The sequence below is a fragment of the Streptomyces sp. NBC_00075 genome (assembly GCF_045041225.1).
Lineage (GTDB): Bacteria > Actinomycetota > Actinomycetes > Streptomycetales > Streptomycetaceae > Streptomyces > Streptomyces adonidis.
In genome coordinates this window covers 8,053,586-8,070,282 of the sequence record NZ_CP108243.1, presented here as the reverse complement: position 1 = coordinate 8,070,282, position 16,697 = coordinate 8,053,586, and the positions used below count along the sequence as shown (strand labels likewise).

15 protein-coding genes are annotated in these 16,697 nt (G+C 71.4%); 8 read left to right on the top strand and 7 right to left on the bottom strand.

What is annotated here, in order from left to right:
- Nucleotides 1-32: 32 nt before the first annotated feature.
- The 4 genes from OG787_RS35370 to OG787_RS35355 form a co-directional block, all read right to left on the bottom strand.
- Nucleotides 33-2,318: a protein kinase domain-containing protein gene (locus OG787_RS35370; RefSeq protein WP_405537930.1), complete on the bottom strand. Its 2,286-nt coding sequence runs from the start codon at nucleotides 2,316-2,318 to the stop codon at nucleotides 33-35.
- A gap of 98 nt (nucleotides 2,319-2,416) precedes the next feature.
- Nucleotides 2,417-2,608 carry a DUF397 domain-containing protein gene (locus tag OG787_RS35365; RefSeq protein ID WP_369034510.1) on the bottom strand — a complete coding sequence of 64 codons (192 nt, stop codon included), beginning with the start codon at nucleotides 2,606-2,608 and terminating at the stop codon, nucleotides 2,417-2,419.
- Nucleotides 2,590-3,444 (bottom strand): helix-turn-helix domain-containing protein, encoded by an 855-nt coding sequence (locus tag OG787_RS35360; protein ID WP_405537929.1) that lies wholly within the window; start codon nucleotides 3,442-3,444, stop codon nucleotides 2,590-2,592. Before OG787_RS35360 ends, OG787_RS35365 begins: the two co-directional genes overlap by 19 nt.
- A gap of 156 nt (nucleotides 3,445-3,600) precedes the next feature.
- Nucleotides 3,601-4,770: a steroid 3-ketoacyl-CoA thiolase gene (locus OG787_RS35355; RefSeq protein WP_369034512.1), complete on the bottom strand. Its 1,170-nt coding sequence runs from the start codon at nucleotides 4,768-4,770 to the stop codon at nucleotides 3,601-3,603.
- Between the two features lie 266 nt (nucleotides 4,771-5,036).
- Here OG787_RS35355 and OG787_RS35350 point away from each other — a divergent pair, with 266 nt between their 5' ends.
- The 5 genes from OG787_RS35350 to OG787_RS35330 all read left to right on the top strand — a co-directional run bounded on the left by OG787_RS35350 (nucleotide 5,037) and on the right by OG787_RS35330 (nucleotide 11,186).
- Complete coding sequence (locus tag OG787_RS35350; RefSeq protein ID WP_405537928.1) at nucleotides 5,037-6,275, top strand: cytochrome P450; 1,239 nt, start codon at nucleotides 5,037-5,039, stop codon at nucleotides 6,273-6,275.
- Between the two features lie 155 nt (nucleotides 6,276-6,430).
- Complete coding sequence (locus OG787_RS35345; RefSeq protein WP_405537927.1) at nucleotides 6,431-7,369, top strand: phytoene/squalene synthase family protein; 939 nt, start codon at nucleotides 6,431-6,433, stop codon at nucleotides 7,367-7,369.
- 177 nt (nucleotides 7,370-7,546) lie between these two features.
- Entirely contained in the window at nucleotides 7,547-8,566 is a 1,020-nt protein-coding gene (locus OG787_RS35340; RefSeq protein WP_405537926.1) for an AraC family transcriptional regulator, read from the top strand.
- A 38-nt stretch (nucleotides 8,567-8,604) separates the two neighbouring features.
- A complete protein-coding gene (locus tag OG787_RS35335) occupies nucleotides 8,605-9,042 on the top strand; it encodes a hypothetical protein (RefSeq protein WP_405537925.1) in 438 nt (145 codons plus the stop codon).
- Entirely contained in the window at nucleotides 9,039-11,186 is a 2,148-nt protein-coding gene (locus OG787_RS35330; RefSeq protein ID WP_405537924.1) for a hypothetical protein, read from the top strand. The genes OG787_RS35335 and OG787_RS35330 overlap by 4 nt, the downstream gene beginning before the upstream one ends.
- 22 nt (nucleotides 11,187-11,208) lie before the next feature.
- Here OG787_RS35330 and OG787_RS35325 read toward each other — a convergent pair whose 3' ends face one another.
- A complete protein-coding gene (locus tag OG787_RS35325) occupies nucleotides 11,209-13,260 on the bottom strand; it encodes a bifunctional glycosyltransferase 87/phosphatase PAP2 family protein (protein WP_405537923.1) in 2,052 nt (683 codons plus the stop codon).
- A gap of 354 nt (nucleotides 13,261-13,614) precedes the next feature.
- Between OG787_RS35325 and OG787_RS35320 the strand changes: the two genes are divergently transcribed.
- Entirely contained in the window at nucleotides 13,615-14,496 is an 882-nt protein-coding gene (locus tag OG787_RS35320) for a metallophosphoesterase family protein (RefSeq protein ID WP_405537922.1), read from the top strand.
- A 62-nt stretch (nucleotides 14,497-14,558) separates the two neighbouring features.
- A complete protein-coding gene (locus OG787_RS35315; protein WP_369034520.1) occupies nucleotides 14,559-15,230 on the top strand; it encodes an O-methyltransferase in 672 nt (223 codons plus the stop codon).
- A gap of 19 nt (nucleotides 15,231-15,249) precedes the next feature.
- Here the strand turns inward: OG787_RS35315 and OG787_RS35310 are convergent, their stop codons facing one another.
- Nucleotides 15,250-15,642 carry a hypothetical protein gene (locus OG787_RS35310; RefSeq protein ID WP_235479480.1) on the bottom strand — a complete coding sequence of 131 codons (393 nt, stop codon included), beginning with the start codon at nucleotides 15,640-15,642 and terminating at the stop codon, nucleotides 15,250-15,252.
- Between the two features lie 110 nt (nucleotides 15,643-15,752).
- On the opposite strand from OG787_RS35310, the gene OG787_RS35305 reads away from it, so the two are divergent.
- Entirely contained in the window at nucleotides 15,753-16,157 is a 405-nt protein-coding gene (locus tag OG787_RS35305; protein WP_405537921.1) for a DUF1992 domain-containing protein, read from the top strand.
- An 18-nt stretch (nucleotides 16,158-16,175) separates the two neighbouring features.
- Here OG787_RS35305 and OG787_RS35300 read toward each other — a convergent pair whose 3' ends face one another.
- Entirely contained in the window at nucleotides 16,176-16,694 is a 519-nt protein-coding gene (locus OG787_RS35300) for a hypothetical protein (RefSeq protein ID WP_405537920.1), read from the bottom strand.
- Nucleotides 16,695-16,697: the final 3 nt, after the last annotated feature.

Here is a 16,697-nt window from a genome sequence, read left to right as displayed (position 1 = left end):
CCTTGTGACTCCGCCCTGTCACCGGGGCGGAGTCACTTCGTCGCCCGCAGCACCGGCCAGGTCGCCCGCTTCACGATGCCGTCGGCGGCCAGGCCCTTGTCGCTCTGGAAACTGCTCACGGCGGCCTCCAGTCCCGCCCCGAACACCCCGTCCACACCGGTGCCGCCGATGTCGTACCCGCGCTTCAGCAGGATGCACTGGACCTGCTCGACGCGTTTCCCCGAGTCTCCGAGTTCCGTGCGGGCCTTGCCCGCGTAGTACGTGCACTCGGTGACCCAGGGTGCCGTGGCGGGTTCGGTCGAGGAGACGACCGGAGACGGAGTGGCGGTGGGCGTAGCGCCGGTGCCGCTGTCCGTTCCGCCGTCGGTGGCGGCGCCGGTGGCCGTGACCGTGGGGACGCCGGGCTCCGTGGGGGCGTCCTCGCCGTCGTCATCGGTGGCGCCGGAGATCTGTGAGGGCACGGCCGGCCCGTCGGCGGTCTCGGTACCGCTGCCGGACGTGGTCGGGACCGACTTCCCGTCCGCGTTCTCCCGCGTCGGCGAGGAGGCCCCGGCTTCGACCGCGGTGCCGGCGGACGCCGTCGCGACCGTCCCCGGGGGCGCGGCGGCCGCACGGTCCTCCGGGCGGGCGAGTACGACGGCCAGCGCGGCCAGGGCACACAGGGCGAGGGCAACCGCCCCGGCCGGTACGGGTCTTCTGCGGACCCAGCCGACCAGTCCCGCCGGCCACCGCTGCCCCGGGGACGTCTCGGCGGACGCCACTCCGACCGGTTCCGCCGGGCTCGCGGGAAGGACGGGGGCCGCACCCCCTGCCGGAACCGGCACCGGCAGCGCCGGATTCGGGCTCGGCCGGTGCCCCGGGGACCGCAACTCCGCCGCCCGCGCGACGGGAACGCGATACAGCACGTCGTACGCCCGCTGCCGCTCCACCACCCTGGCGTGGAGGGGCTCCGGCCACGTGGACGCGACGACGGGGGAACCGGCACGCCCATGTGCCCCTGCCGACGCACCGGCACTCCGGCTCGGGTCCACCGGCACACCAGCACGCCAACTCGGGCCCGCCGGCGCGCCAGCACGCCCGTCCGAATCCACCGGTACACCGCCACGCCCGTCCGAATCCGCCGGCACACCGCCACGTCCGCCCGAGCCCAGCGGTCCACCGCCACGCCCGCCTGAGCCCGGCGGCACACCATCACGTCCGCCCGCCCTCGCCGACCCGCCGGTACCCCCGCCCGGGTCCGCCGGTGCACCAGCACGCCAGCCCGAATCCGCCTGCCCATCAGCACGCCCACTCGGGTCCGCCTGCCCACCAGCACGCCAGCCCGAATCCGCCGACCCACCAGCATGCCCGCCCGCACCCACCGGCCCACCGGCACGCCAGCCCGAGTCCGCCTCGCGAGGTCCGCGCAAGCTGTCCCCGTCGGCCTGTTCTGCTGCCGGGGTGCCAGCGGTCGCCCTCCGGGCGGACGTAGCCGCCTCGATCAGCGCCGCAGGCGTCGGTCGTAGTTCGGGTTCCTTGGCCAGGCAGGCCGACAGGAGGGCGCCGAGGGCCGGGTCGGTTGCCGTGATCGCGCCGATGACCTCGGCGGCGGGTTCCTCGAAGGCGACCCGGTGCATCACGTCGACGCCGGTGCCGTCGCCGAAGGGGGCCCGGCCCGCCGCCGCGTAGATCAGTGTCCCGGCGAGCGAGAACACGTCGGAGGCCGCGTCGCAGTGGCCGGTGCGCAGATACTCCGGGGACATGTAGGCGGGTGTGCCGACCCGGTTGCCGGTGCCGGTGATCGAACTCGCGTCGGCGGCCTTGGAGATGCCGAAGTCGATGACATGGGCGCCACTGACAGACAGCAGGACGTTGGACGGCTTCAGGTCCCGGTGCACGATCCCCGTGGCCGACAGGTCGGCGAGCGCCTGCCCCAGCTCCGCGACCAGCCGCCAGACGGCGCCCGGTTCCAGGGCACCGCCCTCCCGGACGGCGTCCGCCAGATCGAGGGCCGGGAGATACTCCGTGGCCATCCACAGCAGCTCGTCCTGGAACCCCGTACCGCACAGCCTCGGCGCACGCGGTGTACGGACCCGGCCGTGGACCAGGGCCTCGTGTTCGAAGCGGCGCCGGAAGGTGGGGTCCTCGGCGTACTCGGGGCGGATCACCTTGACGGCGAAGAGGCCGGGGCCGTCGTCCGAGGGGCGGGCGAGATAGACCCGTCCCATGCCACCGCTGCCGAGCAGGGCCAACGGGACGTAGGGGCCGATGCGTTCGGGGTCGGCGGGACGCAGCGGCGCGGCGCCGGTCTGCCGCAGTGCGGCAGCTTCGTCCGTCACGGAACCCCCGAAGTAATGTGCTGCGTAAGCCAGTTCGCCCGGCTTCCCAGCCGGCAGAACGAGGCTAGCCCAGCCCGTGCGTACGCACAGGGTTTCGATCAGGTTCGAACGGCGGCCACGAAGGAGGCCCAGGCCGGGGCGCGGAATATCAGGGCGGGAATGTCCGGCTTCTTGGAGTCACGGACCGGTACGACGGGCAGGTCGTCGGCGACTTCGAGACACTGGCCGCCCTCGGAGTTGCTGTAGCTGCTCCTGCGCCACGTCGCGGCCTTCAGGTCGATGGAACGCACGACACTTCCTCCAGCAGCTGCCCGATGTACGTGCGCGACCCGGCAGGGGACAGAGCCAGGTCGCGCAGCGCATCGTATGCGTGCTGCAACCGTTCGACCGGGGCGTGTTCCTGGACGAGTTCACCCCAGTGGGCGGTCTCCACGTAGGCGACCGTGCGGCCGTCCGGCAGCTTCATGAACATCACGTCGGTGCTGTCCAGACTGCACGGCCCCGCACTGAACGGGAGCACCTGGATCGTGACGTAAGGCAGCTCGGAGAGCTTCAGCAGATACTCCAACTGCTCGCGCCACGCGCCCCGTTCACGCAGCGCCACGCGCAGGACGGCCTCGTACAGGATGGTGCGGAAGTGCGGGCCCCCGCCCTCCCCGGTCAGCAGCTCGGCCCGGCCGAGCCTCGCCTCGACCTGCTGGACGAGTTCCGCGCCCCGGATGTCGCCCGCCGCGAGCACCTCGGTCGCGTAGCCACGGGTCTGGAGCATGCCCGGAATCCTGGTGACGCCGAAGTGCCACAGGCTCACCGCCTCGGACTCCAGCTGCATGTACTCGCGGTACTGCTCCTTGAACTCGGACTTGTCACCGAGCGCCAGCTCCCACAGCGCCACCAGGAACCCGTCGGCGCCGAAGTACTGGTCCAGCGCCAGCACCACGTCCGCGCTGCCCAGCGTGTGGCCGTGCTCCATCTTCCCGAAGAGCGAGAAGTCCCAGCCCACCTTGTCGCCCAGCTGCCGCAGGCTGTCCCCGCGCTTCTCCCGCAGCGCCTTCAGCTCCTCGGCGAACCGGGCCCGTGGCTCCTGACTGCGACTGGTCACCGTACGTCGCTGTGGTCGCTGTGACATCGCGCCCTTCCCTGCGGCACCCATGGAGTCTCACGCACGGTAATTCAATGGATGCGCAGGGCACAGGAAAACGTCAGGACACCCCCCTCTGCGGGTGATCCCTACTTCTTAGGGTGACCTTCTCTCAGAATCTCAGAGCCGCTGTCGGAGCCGCTGTCACAGCCGCTGGATGATCGTCCCCGTGGCGAGCGCCCCGCCCGCACACATGGTGATCAGGGCGAACTCCTTGTCCGCGCGCTCCAGTTCATGGAGCGCCGTGGCGATCAGCCGGGCGCCGGTCGCCCCGACCGGATGCCCGAGGGCGATGGCCCCGCCGTTCACGTTCACCTTGTCCAGGTCCTGTCCGAAGACCTGCGTCCAGCTCAGTACGACGGAGGCGAACGCCTCGTTGATCTCGATCAGGTCGATGTCCTTGAGGGTCATGCCCGCCTTGCCGAGCACCGCGCGCGTGGCGTCGATGGGACCGTCCAGATGGAAGTGCGGGTCGGCGCCGACCAGCGCCTGGGCCACGATCCGTGCCCTCGGCCGCAGCTTCAGCGCCCTGGCCATCCGCTTCGACGCCCACAGCAGCGCGGCCGAACCGTCGCTGATCTGGGAGGAGTTGCCCGCCGTGTGCACGGCGGTCGGCATGATCGGCTTGAGCCGGGCCAGCGCCTCCGCGGAGGTGTCCCGCAGCCCCTCGTCTCGGTCGACGAGCCGCCACATGCCCTGCCCGGCGCCCTGCTCCTCCTCCGTGGTGGGCACCTGGACGGCGAACGTCTCCCGCTTGAACCGCTCCTCGGCCCACGCGACGGCCGCCCGCTCCTGCGAGAGAAGCCCCAGCCCGTCCACGTTCTCCCGGGTCAGCCCCCGCCGCCGGGCGATCCGCTCCGCCGCCTCGAACTGGTTGGGCAGGTCCACGTTCCACTCGTCGGGGAAGGGCTTGCCCGGACCGTGCTTGGAGGCGGACCCCAGCGGCACCCGCGACATGGCCTCGACCCCGCAGCTGATACCGACGTCGATGACGCCCGCGGAGATCATGTTGGCGACCATGTGCGAGGCCTGCTGGGAGGAACCGCACTGGGCGTTGACCGTCGTCGCGGCCGTCTCGTACGGCAGGCCCATGGTCAGCCAGGCCGTGCGGGTGGGGTTGGCGGACTGTTCGCCGGCCTGGGTGACCGCGCCGCCGACGATCTGTTCGACACAGTCGGCGGGGATGCCGGTGCGGCCCAGGATCTCGCGGTAGGTCTCGCCCAGCAGATAGGCGGGGTGCAGGTTGGCGAGCGCGCCGCCGCGCCTGCCGATGGGGGTGCGTACGGCTTCGACGATCACGGGTTCCGCGGCCATGATGGGGAGTTCCTCTCCTCAGGTCACCCGCGCGGCGCGGGCGTCCCGGCCACCCGCCACGCAGAACTAGTACGCGTTCTAGTTCTGCTTGCAGTCTGCTGACGGGCCGTCCGACACCGCAACCCCCTTGCAGCGCCCGATACCACAAGTGGCGCCCGGAATTGGGTTCGTCGTGCCCCTTGCCTCTTGTAGAACCCGTTACTACCTTCACGGCACCACTATTCCTGATGGACCGTCAGATACTGTTCAGATGACGGGAGTTTCCGATGGCGCACTGCCCCGCGATGCCCGCAGGGTTCGACTTCACCGACCCCGATGTGCTCCAACACCGCGTGCCCCTCCCGGAGTTCGCCGAGCTGCGCGCCACCGAACCGGTCCACTGGGTGCCCCAGCACCCCGGTGTCGCGGGCTTCGCCGACGAGGGCTACTGGGCGGTGACCCGGCACGCGGACGTCAAGTACGTGTCCACACACCCGGAGTTGTTCTCGTCCACCACCAACACGGCGATCATCCGCTTCAACGAGCACATCGAGCGGGACGCGATCGACGCCCAGCGGCTGATCCTGCTCAACATGGACCCGCCCGAGCACACCCGCGTACGCCAGATCGTGCAGCGCGGCTTCACCCCGCGCGCGATCCGCGCTCTGGAGGACAACCTGCGCAACCGAGCGCTCGCCATCGCCGCGAACGCCGCCGCCCGCACCGGCCCCTTCGACTTCGTCACCGAGGTCGCCTGCGAACTGCCTCTCCAGGCCATCGCCGAGCTGATCGGCATCCCGCAGGAGGACCGGCTCAGGATCTTCGAGTGGTCCAACAAGATGATCTCGTACGACGATCCGGAGTACGCGATCACCGAGGAGGTCGGCCAGGAGTCGGCCATGGAACTCATCGCGTACGCCATGAACATGTCCGCCGATCGCAAGCAGTGCCCGGCGAAGGACATCGTCACCACGCTGGTGGCCGCCGAGAACGAGGGCAACCTCGCCTCGGACGAGTTCGGCTTCTTCGTCCTGATGCTGGCCGTCGCGGGCAACGAGACCACCCGCAACGCGATCACCCACGGCATGCACGCCTTCCTCACCCACCCCGACCAGTGGGACCTGTACAAGCGCGAACGCCCGTCCACCACCGCCGAGGAGATCGTCCGCTGGGCGAGCCCCATCGTCTCCTTCCAGCGGACGGCCACCCAGGACACGGAGTTGGGCGGCCAGAAGATCAAGGAGGGCGACCGGGTCGGCCTGTTCTACTCCTCCGCCAACCGTGACCCCGAGGTCTTCGACTCCCCGGACGTCTTCGACATCACCCGCGACCCCAATCCGCACCTCGGCTTCGGCGGCGGAGGCCCGCACTTCTGCCTCGGCAAGTCCCTGGCCGCCCTGGAGATCGACCTGATCTTCAACGCGCTCGCCGACGCGATGCCGGGCCTCACCCTGGCGGGAGACCCGCGCCGCCTGCGCTCGGCGTGGATCAACGGCATCAAGGAACTCCAGGTGAGCGCCGGCTGACCCCCGCCCCACCAGACTCGGGCCGGCGGCCTCCCGGCGCCGCCGGCCCGTCCCGACGTGAGGCAGGGGCTGACCCCTACGCCCCGCCCCTGCCTCCGCCCAGCACCGCCCGTACACTTCACCTGCAATTGCAACTACGACGGTGAGGCGTGCCGGTGCGATCCTGGCAACGTTGTCTGGACGCGGCGGGAGTGACCAGCGGCTCCGACCGCGCCGCCTACCTGAAGGCCAAGCAGTTCATGCTGAGCCGGGAACCAGCCGGCCACCTGGCGGTACGGCTGCTGATCCCGGACCGCCTCCAGCCCCACATCCTCGCCGGATACGCGTTCGCGTCGTTCACTGACGACCTCTGCGACAAGGGCACGGTGCCGGAGCGCACGCGCCGCTACGCGGGCTGGGCCGAGCAGGTGCGCACGGCCCTGGACACGGGCAGGGCAAGCCACCCTCTCCTCCGGGCCTTCCTCCACACCGCCGAGAAACGCGAACTCCCGCGCTCCTGGGTGGACTCGTACCTGGTCGGCGCCCAGATCGACCTGGACTTCGCCGGTTTCACGACGGAGGACGACTACCAGGCGTACATAGAAACGCTCACCTGGCCGTTCCTGATGATCACCTCGGGCCTGTCGATGCCGGGAGGCGGCAGCCAGGCGTACGCGGACAGTTGCCGCCTACTCGCCGACGCCTGTCAACGCACCGACTTCCTCACCGACCTGGCCGAGGACCTCCGCGACGGGCGCCTCTACCTCCCGACGGACGACCTGGAAAAACACGGCGTCGAACGAGAGGACCTGGAGCAGGGCAGGGACCTCCCAGGCGTCCGTTCCCTCCTCTCGGCCACCGCGTCGACGGCCCACGCGACACTCCGCGAGGCGACGCGGATCATCGCCGAACTCCCGGAGGAACAACGCCCGTTGACCCGCTTCGTGATCCTCCTGCACGACCACCGCCTGCGCAGGGCGAAGGCGATGGGGGCAGCGGTCACGCGCGGCCCGGTCCGGGACAACCCGATCGAGTGCGCGCGCATACTGGCCCGCTCGCACCGACGGGCCCTGAACCTGCCCGCACTTCTGTCGAGGGGCGCGGAGGGTCTTTAAGGGGCGCGGAGCGCCTTCAGGGGCGCGGAGCGCCTTCAGGGGCGCGGGGCTGTATCAATTTGCGGCTCCGCCGCGTGGGCGCGACCAGCCCCCACCGGGCCCGCACCCAACGAACAACTACGCTCTCGGACAGACCAGTTCAAGCCAGCAAGGCAACCGGGACCGGGGTGACGCACGATGATCGGGACAGTGTTCCGCAGCGACGACGTACCCCCGGAGCACCGCTTCGACTACTGGCGGGAGCTGGTCGGCCGAACCCACGCCCCCAGCGACATGAGCAGCGAGTACACCACCGACTTCTGGGCGGAACAGCGCCTGCTGGAGCTGGGCCCGGTAACGGTGTGGCCGGCCTCGTTCCGGCCGACCCGGTTCCACCGCGACGCCAGGATGGTGCGACGGTCCGACCCGGAGCTGTACCACCTCTCCCTGGTGCTCGGCGGCGGCCTGGGAGTCGACCACGCCGGCCGGACCGACACCCACGGCCCGCAGGACCTGTACGTGATCGACACCTCGCGGCCGTACGACGTCCGACCCCCGGCGGACCAGGACCGGCGCATGGTCACAGGCGTAGGGGTCGAGTTCCCCAAAGCACTGCTGCCCGCGTCACCCGACCAGGTCCGGGACCTCCTCGGCAGACGGATGTCGGGACGCGACGGTGTGGGCGCCGTACTGACCGGCTTCCTCACCGGCCTGAACCAGCAGGCCGACTCCCTCCGCCCCTCCGACGCCCCACGCCTGGGCACCGCCCTGCTCGACCTGCTGCTGGCCTGGTTCGCCCATGTGCTCGACGCCGAGGCGACCCTGCCCCCGGAGATCCGCGACAGAACGCTGACCGTACGCATACGGGCGTTCATCCGGCAGAACCTCCACGACCCGGAACTCACCCCGCCCGTGATCGCCGCCGCCCATCACATCTCCGTCAGCTATCTGCACCGCCTCTTCCAGGACCAGACGCAGGACCGGACGCAGGGTGAGACCGTCGCGGCCTGGATCCGCGCCCGGCGACTGGAAGGCGCCCGCCGCGACCTGGCGGACCCGGCCCTGCGCGCCGTGCCCGTGCACACCATCGCCGCCCGCTGGGGCCTGCCCCGCCCCGCCCACTTCAGCCGTGCCTTCCGCACCGCCTATGGACTGTCGCCCACCGAGTACCGGCTCCTGGCGGCGACACCGACGCCCCCACACGGCACCGTGAACTAAGGTCCCGTCATCGGTATGGATCAAGGGAGCGACCGAGGATGCTGGCAGAGGCGATGATCGCGGCGGCCGCCGCGGCGGGCACGACGGTTGTGCAGAGCGCGAGTTCGGACCTGTGGACCGCGTTCCGGGACCGGTGCGCCCGGATCATCGGCCGTGGGGATCCGGCGCGGGAGAACGACGCGCTGGAGCGGCTCGACCAGACCGCCGCCGTACTGGACGCCGCCGGCGAGGAGGAGTCCGGGCGGGTCCGGGACCTTCAAGTCGGCCTCTGGCAGGGGCGGTTCGAGTCGCTGCTGGAGAGTCTGGAGCAGCCCGAGCGCGACCGCCTCGTCGCCGAACTCCGGGCGCTGGCCGAGGAGTCGACGCCGGAGCAGTCCGGCCGGGGTGTGGTGTCCGGCAACACCTTCCACGGCCCCACGGCGGTCCAGGTGGGCGACCACAACCACCAGGACGTCCACTTCGGATCCACCGGATGACCGACACCGACCCGGACAGACCGACCGAAGCACCCGCCAAGCCGAAAAAGACGGACAATCCGAACACCCCAGGCGGGCCAACGGAGTTGAAGGGCAACACCTTCCACGGCCCCACCGCCCTCCAGGTCGGCACCGGCAACACCATGAACGTCCGCTACGACGTCACCTCTCCCTCTCCCCTCGACGCGGCGGCCGACGAACTGGCCACCGTCGTGCGCCGCCAGTGGGAGCGGGAGGCCGGACTCCGCCGGCTTCTCGAACCCGCTCCGCTGCCCGTCCGCTGGCAGGTGAGCGACCGCAAGGTGGCCGGCCGGGTCACCGGCGCCACCGCCGAGGGCGCCCGCGCCCGCTTCGCCCCGCTGCCGGGGCTCGCCCCCGCCACCCGCGACGGCCTGCGGGAGGGCGGCGGTCCGGGCGAACTGCACGCCGTCTACGGCGGGTTGGCCTCCGGGCGGCTCCTCCTCGTCGGCCCGCCCGCGGCCGGCAAGACGGCCGCCGCCGTGCTCCTGCTCCTCGACGCGCTCCGGTACCGCGCGAACACCGCCTCGCCCGACCTCCGTCGCCTCGTCCCCGTGCCGGTGATGCTGTCGCTGCACGGCTGGGACCCGGCCACCGAGAGCCCGGCCGACTGGGCGGCGGACCGACTGTCCCGCGAGTACACCCTGTTCCGGGGCCGGGGCGGCCGCGTCCGCGCGCGCGAACTGCTGGAGTCCGGCCGTGTCGCGCTGTTCCTGGACGCCCTGGACGAGGTCGGCGGCAAGCTGCGTACGGCCATGGTGAGCGCGCTGGAGTCCGCCGACTTCCGCCTCGTCCTCGTGTCCCGCTCGAAGGAGGCCGTGCTCGCCTCCAGGCGCGCCCGGCTGAGCGGTGCCGTGGCGCTGGAGATCCTTCCCGTGCGCCCCGCCGACGCCGCCGCCCATCTCCTCGGCCCACTCCCCGAGCCGCCCCCGCCCGCCTGGGCGGCACTCACGCACACGCTGCTCGCCGCACCCGGCAGCGCCGTCGCCCGTGCCCTCTCCAGCCCCCTCGCCATCAGCCTCCTCCGTGACGTCTACGGCGACGACGACCCGGTCGACGAACTCCTCGACCCCGCCCGCTTCCCCACGCCCCGCGCCGTCGAGGACCATCTCCTCGACCACGCCGTCATCGCCGCGTACACCGCCCGGCCGGGACGGCCGCGCCCCCGGCACTCCCCCGAGGCGGCCGACCGGGCCCTGCGTCATCTGGCCGTCCGCCTCACCGAGCAGGGCACGCGCGACCTGCTCTGGTGGCACATCCCCAGCTGGACGGACCGCCGCCCCCGGGCGATCGCCGTCGGAACCGTCGTCGGTCTGCTGTACGGCGTGGCCACCTTCTTCCTGTCCCTGCGGCTGTCGGGTCCCGTGTGGGCGGGCGTGATGGGGCCCGCCTCCGCGATCGCGTCCGGGTGCGCGGGCGGGCTGCTCAGCCTCCGCAGCGGCGATCCGCAGCCGTTGCCGAGCGCCGGATGGCGGGACATATTCGGTCGTACGGCCGTCCGGCGGGGCGTCATCCAGTGGCTCGTGACGGCGGTCGCCATCTGGCTGTGCCTCGGGGTCGTGCCACTGATGGACCCCGGCCTGCCCGCCTGGCTCTGCTTCCTCTCCACGATTCCGACCGGCTTCGCCACGACCCTGATCTACGGCCGCGGCATCGAACTCGTCGCCGGGAACTTCCGCGGCCGTGGCGCGAAGCGCTGGTTCGACGATGTCAAGCAGGACCACGACCACACCGCCCCGCCCGTGGTGGACAGCCGGTCCGTCGGCCCCCGGGAGGTGTGGCTGCACCACATCAGGCTGCGGCTCCTGCTCGGTCTGGCGGTCGGCCTCTCGGTCGCCCTGCTGATCGTGCCCGTCTCCCTCTGGCAGCGCGGTTTCTGGACCAGCGCCGCGTTCGGCCTGGGCGCGGGTCTCTGGGTGGGCCTCGCATCGGGCCCTGTGACCAATCTGGGAGTCGCCACGGCCATGACCGCGGTACAGCTCTCCGCCACCGAGGGCACCCCCGTACGCCTGATGGCCTTCCTGGAGGACGCCCGCCGCCGCAACCTCCTGCGGGCGACGGGCCCCGTGTACCAGTTCCGCCACGCCAGGCTCCAGGAACGGCTGGCGCTGCCCCGCTCCGAGTGACCCTCCCGGTACCCGTCCCCGGTCAGTTCCGGCTTGGCGCCGCCGAGGTGAGCTGCGGCTCGTCGTCCTTCTCCGCCGCCGCCAGGACCGTACGGGCGCGCGGCCCCATGAACACGTACGACAGCCCGAACCCGGCGAGAACGACCGCCGCGCCGCCCACCGCGTCCAGCACCCAGTGATTGCCGGTGGCGACGATCGCGGAGACGGTGAAGAACGGATGCAGCAGGCCCAGCGCCTTCATCCACCACTTGGGCGCGACGATCGCGATGACGAGCCCGCACCACAGCGACCATCCGAAGTGCAGCGAGGGCATCGCGGCGTACTGGTTGGTCAGGGCGGTGAGCGTGCCGTAGTCCGGCTTGGAGAAGTCCTGCACGCCGTGCACGGTGTCGATGATGCCGAGGCCCGGCATCAGTCGCGGCGGCGCCAGCGGGTAGAGCCAGAACCCGACCAGGGCGAGCAGCGTGGCGAACCCGAGGGACGCGCGGGCCCACCGGTAGTCGACGGGCCGCCGCCAGTACAGGATGCCGAGCACGCTCAGCGGCACCACGAAGTGGAACGACGTGTAGTAGAAGTCGAAGAAGTTCCGCAGCCAGTCGACCTTCACGACCGTGTGGTTGACCCAGTGCTCGATGTCGATGTGCAGGAACTTCTCGATGTCGTGGATCTGGTGGCCGTGGGCCTCGGCGGTGGACCGCCCGCCGGTGGTCGTCCCGCCGGTCGCGGCGAGCCGGACCTTCTGGTAGGCGGCGTACGTGACCCGGATCAGCAGCAGTTCGAGCAGCAGGTTCGGGCGGGTGAGCACCCGGCGCATGAAGGGCAGCAGCGGGACGTTCTTGAAGCGGGCCGGGACCGGCGCCGCGTAGTCCGTCGGGATCGGCGAGCGGTAGTACTCCGAGGTCCGGGACAGGAACGGTACGACGGTGGCGGCGGCGATCGCGGCCAGCAGCACGATGTTGTCGCGGACCGGGTACAGCGCGCCCATGTTCGGGATGACCATCTTGGCGGGCAGCGTCATCACGATGACGACGGCGACCGGCCACATGTAGCGGTCGGAGGCCCGCTTGCCGACCCGCCCGACGACCGCGAGCAGCACCCACAGCAGCTGGTGCTGCCAGCTGGTCGGCGATACGGCGATGGCGGCGCAGCCGGTGATCGCGACCGCCAGCAGCAGCTGACCGTCCTGCGCGTACCGCACCGCCCGCCGCAGACCGAGGGCGGCGACCCCGGCACCCAGCATCAGGAACAGCGTGATTTCGAGCGGCCCCTCGACGCCCAGCCGCAGCAGCGCGCCGTGCAGGGACTGGTTGGCGAGGTCGTCGGCGGCGCCGCCGAGGCCGACCCCGCCCATGTGGTGGACCCAGTAGGTGTAGGAGTCGTCCGCCATCGTGATCCACGCGAGCGCGGTGCAGGCGGCGAAGGTGATCCCGGCGGAGGCGGCGGCCCGGCGCCGGCCGGTGAACCACAGCAGGGGCGCGAACAGCAGCACGGTCGGCTGGAGGGCCGCCGCGAGGCCGATCAGGGCGCCGGCGGCGCGTTCCTCACGGGCGACGAAGCAGCCGAGCAGGACCAGCAGGACGGGGATGATGCTGGTCTGGCCGAGGTGGAGGGCGTTGCGCACGGGCAGCGACAGCATCAGCAGGCTGATCGCGACGGGCGCGGCGAGCAGCGCGGTACGGCGGCTCACGGGCTTCGGCAGGGCACGCGCGGCGACCGCGCCGAGGGCGACGACCAGGAGCAGCGAGCCGAAGGTCCAGCCCCAGCCGAGGGCCTGCTCGGCGGCCCGGGTGAGCGGCTTGAGGACGAGTCCGCCGAAGGGTGTGCCCGTGAACTGCGTCGAGTCGTAGAGCGAGCCGTTCACATGCAGGACGCCGTCGGGGCCGACCCACGTCTCCAGATCCGTCAGCCGGTCCGCCTTCGGGGTACTGAGGACGGCGGCCACCTGTCGTACCGCGAGGACGGCGACGAAGAGCCAGAGCGCCACGCGGGCCGCCTTCAGCCGTGCCTGCGCCGTCCCGGCGGCGCCCACTCCGAAGGCACCTCCCGCTCCACCACCGTGCTCTGCGTTTGCCACGCGCCGTAGGCCTCCCGCCCATTCGTCCCGTACGCCCCATGGGCACCATGCGTCCCACGCGTCTCATCCTGTACGAATCCCTAGAGAATCGCACCGCCTCCGATGTGAGACGCGAGCAACCCCCTCTTTACCTGAGAGACCCCTGGCTTTTGTCCGGACGACGATAGTCGGCCCGGGGCCAGGTTCCCTCCCCCGGTCACACCCCAGATCACACAGAGACGGAAAACCGTCCGGTTTCAGGCCGGATCGGACACCACCCGCCCGAAGACGACCACGGTCCGTCCGACCGCTCCCCGCCCGGCCTCACCCGGAATTCCCGGCTCCCCGCACGCGGGCGGGAGTAGCGTCGACCGGATGCGGATCCTGCATCTCTCCGACACGCACATCAACCACGCCGGCGCACCCAACCGGCACGGCGTCGACACCACCGAGTCGCTGCACCGGATGCTGACCGACGCACGTCATCTCACGGGCCTCGGGGCCGTCGTCGTCAGCGGGGATCTCGCGGACAGCGGGGCTCCCGAGGAGTACGCGGTCGTACGGGACCTCGTGGGCGCGTTCGCCCGGGAGCGGGGCATCCCGGTGTTCTGCACCACCGGCAACCACGACGAACGCACGGCCTTCGCGAAGGCGCTGGGCAGCGGGCACCTGGATGCGGCGGGACAGGACCGGGCCGACGCCCGGTTCTCCTCCCCCGAGGGCGAGTTGGCGGCGGCCGGCACGGTCGACGGCCACCGGATCGTCACGCTCGACTCGCTCGTCCCCGGCAAGGTGTACGGATATCTCGGCGCCGCCCAACTGGCCTGGCTGCGCGAGCTGTTGCGCACCCCGGCACGGCACGGCACAACGGTCGTGCTGCACCATCCGCCGGTCGCCCTCGACAACGCGCTCCAGAAGGCGCTGGGGCTGGGCAACCCGGCGGACCTGGCCGACGCCGTGCGCGGCAGCGACGTACGGCTGATCCTGTGCGGGCACTTCCACGTCCAGCTCATGGGGTTCCTGGAGGCGGTGCCGGTGTGGGTGACGCCGGGGGTGTACAACCGGATCGACCTGACCGGTCCGCCGGACACGGGACGGGCGGTGCGCGGGGCCTCGGCCACGCTCGTCGACCTGGGCTCGCCGCACGGCCCGCTGCTGCACACGCTGCACGCCCGCGACCCGCGTGCGGGCGAGACGATCAGCGAACTCGACGGGGCGCAGATCACCGACGTGGTCGCCCGCGAGGGCTACAAATAACTCGGCACACACTTCGTACTTCGCACTTCGCACCTCGGTCCCGAACGGAAGGTACGGCTCTCATGAGCGACTCCCAGCGCTGGGATGACGTCGACGACTACTTCACCACCCTCCTGGCCCCGGCCGACGACGCCCTGGAGGCGGCCCTGCGCGACAGCGACGCCGAGGGGCTGCCGCACATCAACGTCGCGCCGAACCAGGGCAAGCTGCTCCAGCTGCTCGCCCAGATCCAGGGCGCCCGCAACATCCTGGAGATCGGCACGCTCGGCGGCTACAGCACCATCTGGCTGGGCCGCGCGCTCCCGGCCGACGGCCGGCTGGTCACCCTGGAGTACGACGGGAAACACGCCGAGGTGGCCCGCCGCAACCTCGCCCGGGCGGGCCTCGACACCATCGCCGAGGTGCGCACGGGCCCCGCCCTGGAGTCGCTGCCCAAGCTGGCCGACGAGAACCCCGAGCCCTTCGACCTGGTCTTCATCGACGCCGACAAGGTCAACAACCCGCACTACGTGGAGTGGGCGCTGCGGCTCACCACCACGGGCAGCCTGATCATCGTCGACAACGTGGTGCGCGAGGGCGCGGTGACCGACCCGGACTCCACCGACCCGAGCGTGCGCGGCACCCGCGCCGCCCTCCAACTCATCGCCGAGCACCCGAGGTTGAGCGGCACGGCGGTCCAGACGGTGGGCAGCAAGGGGTACGACGGCTTCGCGCTGGCGCGGGTCGTGGCCTGACCAGGAGCCCCGCCCGGCCTCAACCCTCGTGGTAGAAGCCCACGTTGACGCTGCGCGGCCCGGTGCGGTCCTGGACGATGATCTCGCCGGCACCGCCCCGGGGCAGCGGCACGCTCCCGCCGTACGGCACGGTCTGGGCGTACTCGCCGACCACCAGCCGGACTTCGGAGGACGGGTCGGACTGGGAGCCCTGGAGCCACGAGAGGTGCCAGGTGTTGTCGGGGCCGCACAGGAACTCCAGGTGGACCCGTGAGACGAACAGCCAGTCGTCGGGGGTGACGAGACGGCACACCGCCTTGTCCCGGCCCACCCGCATGATGGCCCCCGGTTCGCTGGGCGCCTCGGCCATGAGCATGCCGGCCGTGGCGCCGGCTTCCGTCCCGGAGACGGTCGCCATGGTGAGTTCGAGCACGTGCGCTCCTTCAGATGAGCAATACCTGTACGGCAGCCATGTTGCCGTACCGCCGCCGCATGATAAATCGCCCCATCGTCCGGTTGTGCGAGGTCCGGCACAATGGACACATGACCGAACGCAAACCAACTGGTGTGAGTTTCGAGTCCTGGGTCGACAGACAGATCCGCGAGGCGGAGGCGCGCGGGGAGTTCGCCGAGCTTCCCGGAGTGGGCAAACCACTGTCCGAGGGTCCTGACACCTCGTACGACGAACTGTGGTGGGTCAAGCAGAAGATGGCCCGCGAGGGGCTGTCGGTCCTGCCGCCGACGCTGGCCCTGCGCAAGGAGGCGGAGGACGCGCTGGCGGCGGCGCACAAGGCCCCCTCCGAGGGGGCGGTCCGCCGGATCCTGACGGAGATCAACGCCAAGATCCGCGACATGATGTTCAAGCCGCCGCCCGGCCCCCCGCTGGGCCTCAAGCCGTACGACGTCGACGAGGTCGTACGGCAGTGGCGGGAGGCTCGGGCGAAGTAGCCGGGGGGCTCGGCCGTCTCAGCTGTGGAGCAGGCGTTCCGCCAGTTCCCGGTAGTCGCGCAGGGCGAGGCGGAGCTTCTCGGTGTCACCGGTGTCGCCGCCGGACTGCCAGGACCCGCGTACGGTCCGGCGGGTGCGCTCCACGGCCTCCGTGAACCGCTCGGTGACCTCCGCCAGTACGCGGTCGGCCTCCTCGACGGAGTCCTGGGGGCCGTCCACGAACCCGGTGACGGCGTGCTGGAGCCGCAGTGTGAGCTTGTCCCGCTCGTCCTGCGCGAGCAGCGCGATCCCTTGGGAGGACCGCTCGGAGGACCGGTCCGACGACGGCCGGGCCTCGTGGGGCCGGGCGGGGGCCGGCGGGGCGGACGGCGGCGGTACGGCGGGGGTGCCGGCCGGCTTCTCCGCGCGCGGGTCGGCCTTGTCGGTGCCCGTACCCGGACCCGTACCCGTACGCAGGTCCGGCTTCTCCGTCTGCGGGTCCGGCTTCGATGTCTGCGTGTCCGGGCGCTTCACGTCCCGGTTCTCGATGTCCGTCATGTG

Excerpts from the sequence above, each read along its gene's own strand:
- OG787_RS35335 (WP_405537925.1), top strand. The coding sequence starts at position 8,605 with ATGCTGGCAGAGGCGATGATCGCGGCGGCCGCCGCGGCGGGCACGACG.
- OG787_RS35330 (WP_405537924.1), top strand. The coding sequence starts at position 9,039 with ATGACCGACACCGACCCGGACAGACCGACCGAAGCACCCGCCAAGCCG.
- OG787_RS35300 (WP_405537920.1), bottom strand. The coding sequence starts at position 16,694 with ATGACGGACATCGAGAACCGGGACGTGAAGCGCCCGGACACGCAGACA.
- OG787_RS35320 (WP_405537922.1), top strand. The coding sequence starts at position 13,615 with ATGCGGATCCTGCATCTCTCCGACACGCACATCAACCACGCCGGCGCA.
- OG787_RS35360 (WP_405537929.1), bottom strand. The coding sequence starts at position 3,444 with ATGTCACAGCGACCACAGCGACGTACGGTGACCAGTCGCAGTCAGGAG.
- OG787_RS35350 (WP_405537928.1), top strand. The coding sequence starts at position 5,037 with ATGGCGCACTGCCCCGCGATGCCCGCAGGGTTCGACTTCACCGACCCC.
- OG787_RS35305 (WP_405537921.1), top strand. The coding sequence starts at position 15,753 with ATGACCGAACGCAAACCAACTGGTGTGAGTTTCGAGTCCTGGGTCGAC.
- OG787_RS35315 (WP_369034520.1), top strand. The coding sequence starts at position 14,559 with ATGAGCGACTCCCAGCGCTGGGATGACGTCGACGACTACTTCACCACC.
- OG787_RS35355 (WP_369034512.1), bottom strand. The coding sequence starts at position 4,770 with ATGGCCGCGGAACCCGTGATCGTCGAAGCCGTACGCACCCCCATCGGC.
- OG787_RS35340 (WP_405537926.1), top strand. The coding sequence starts at position 7,547 with ATGATCGGGACAGTGTTCCGCAGCGACGACGTACCCCCGGAGCACCGC.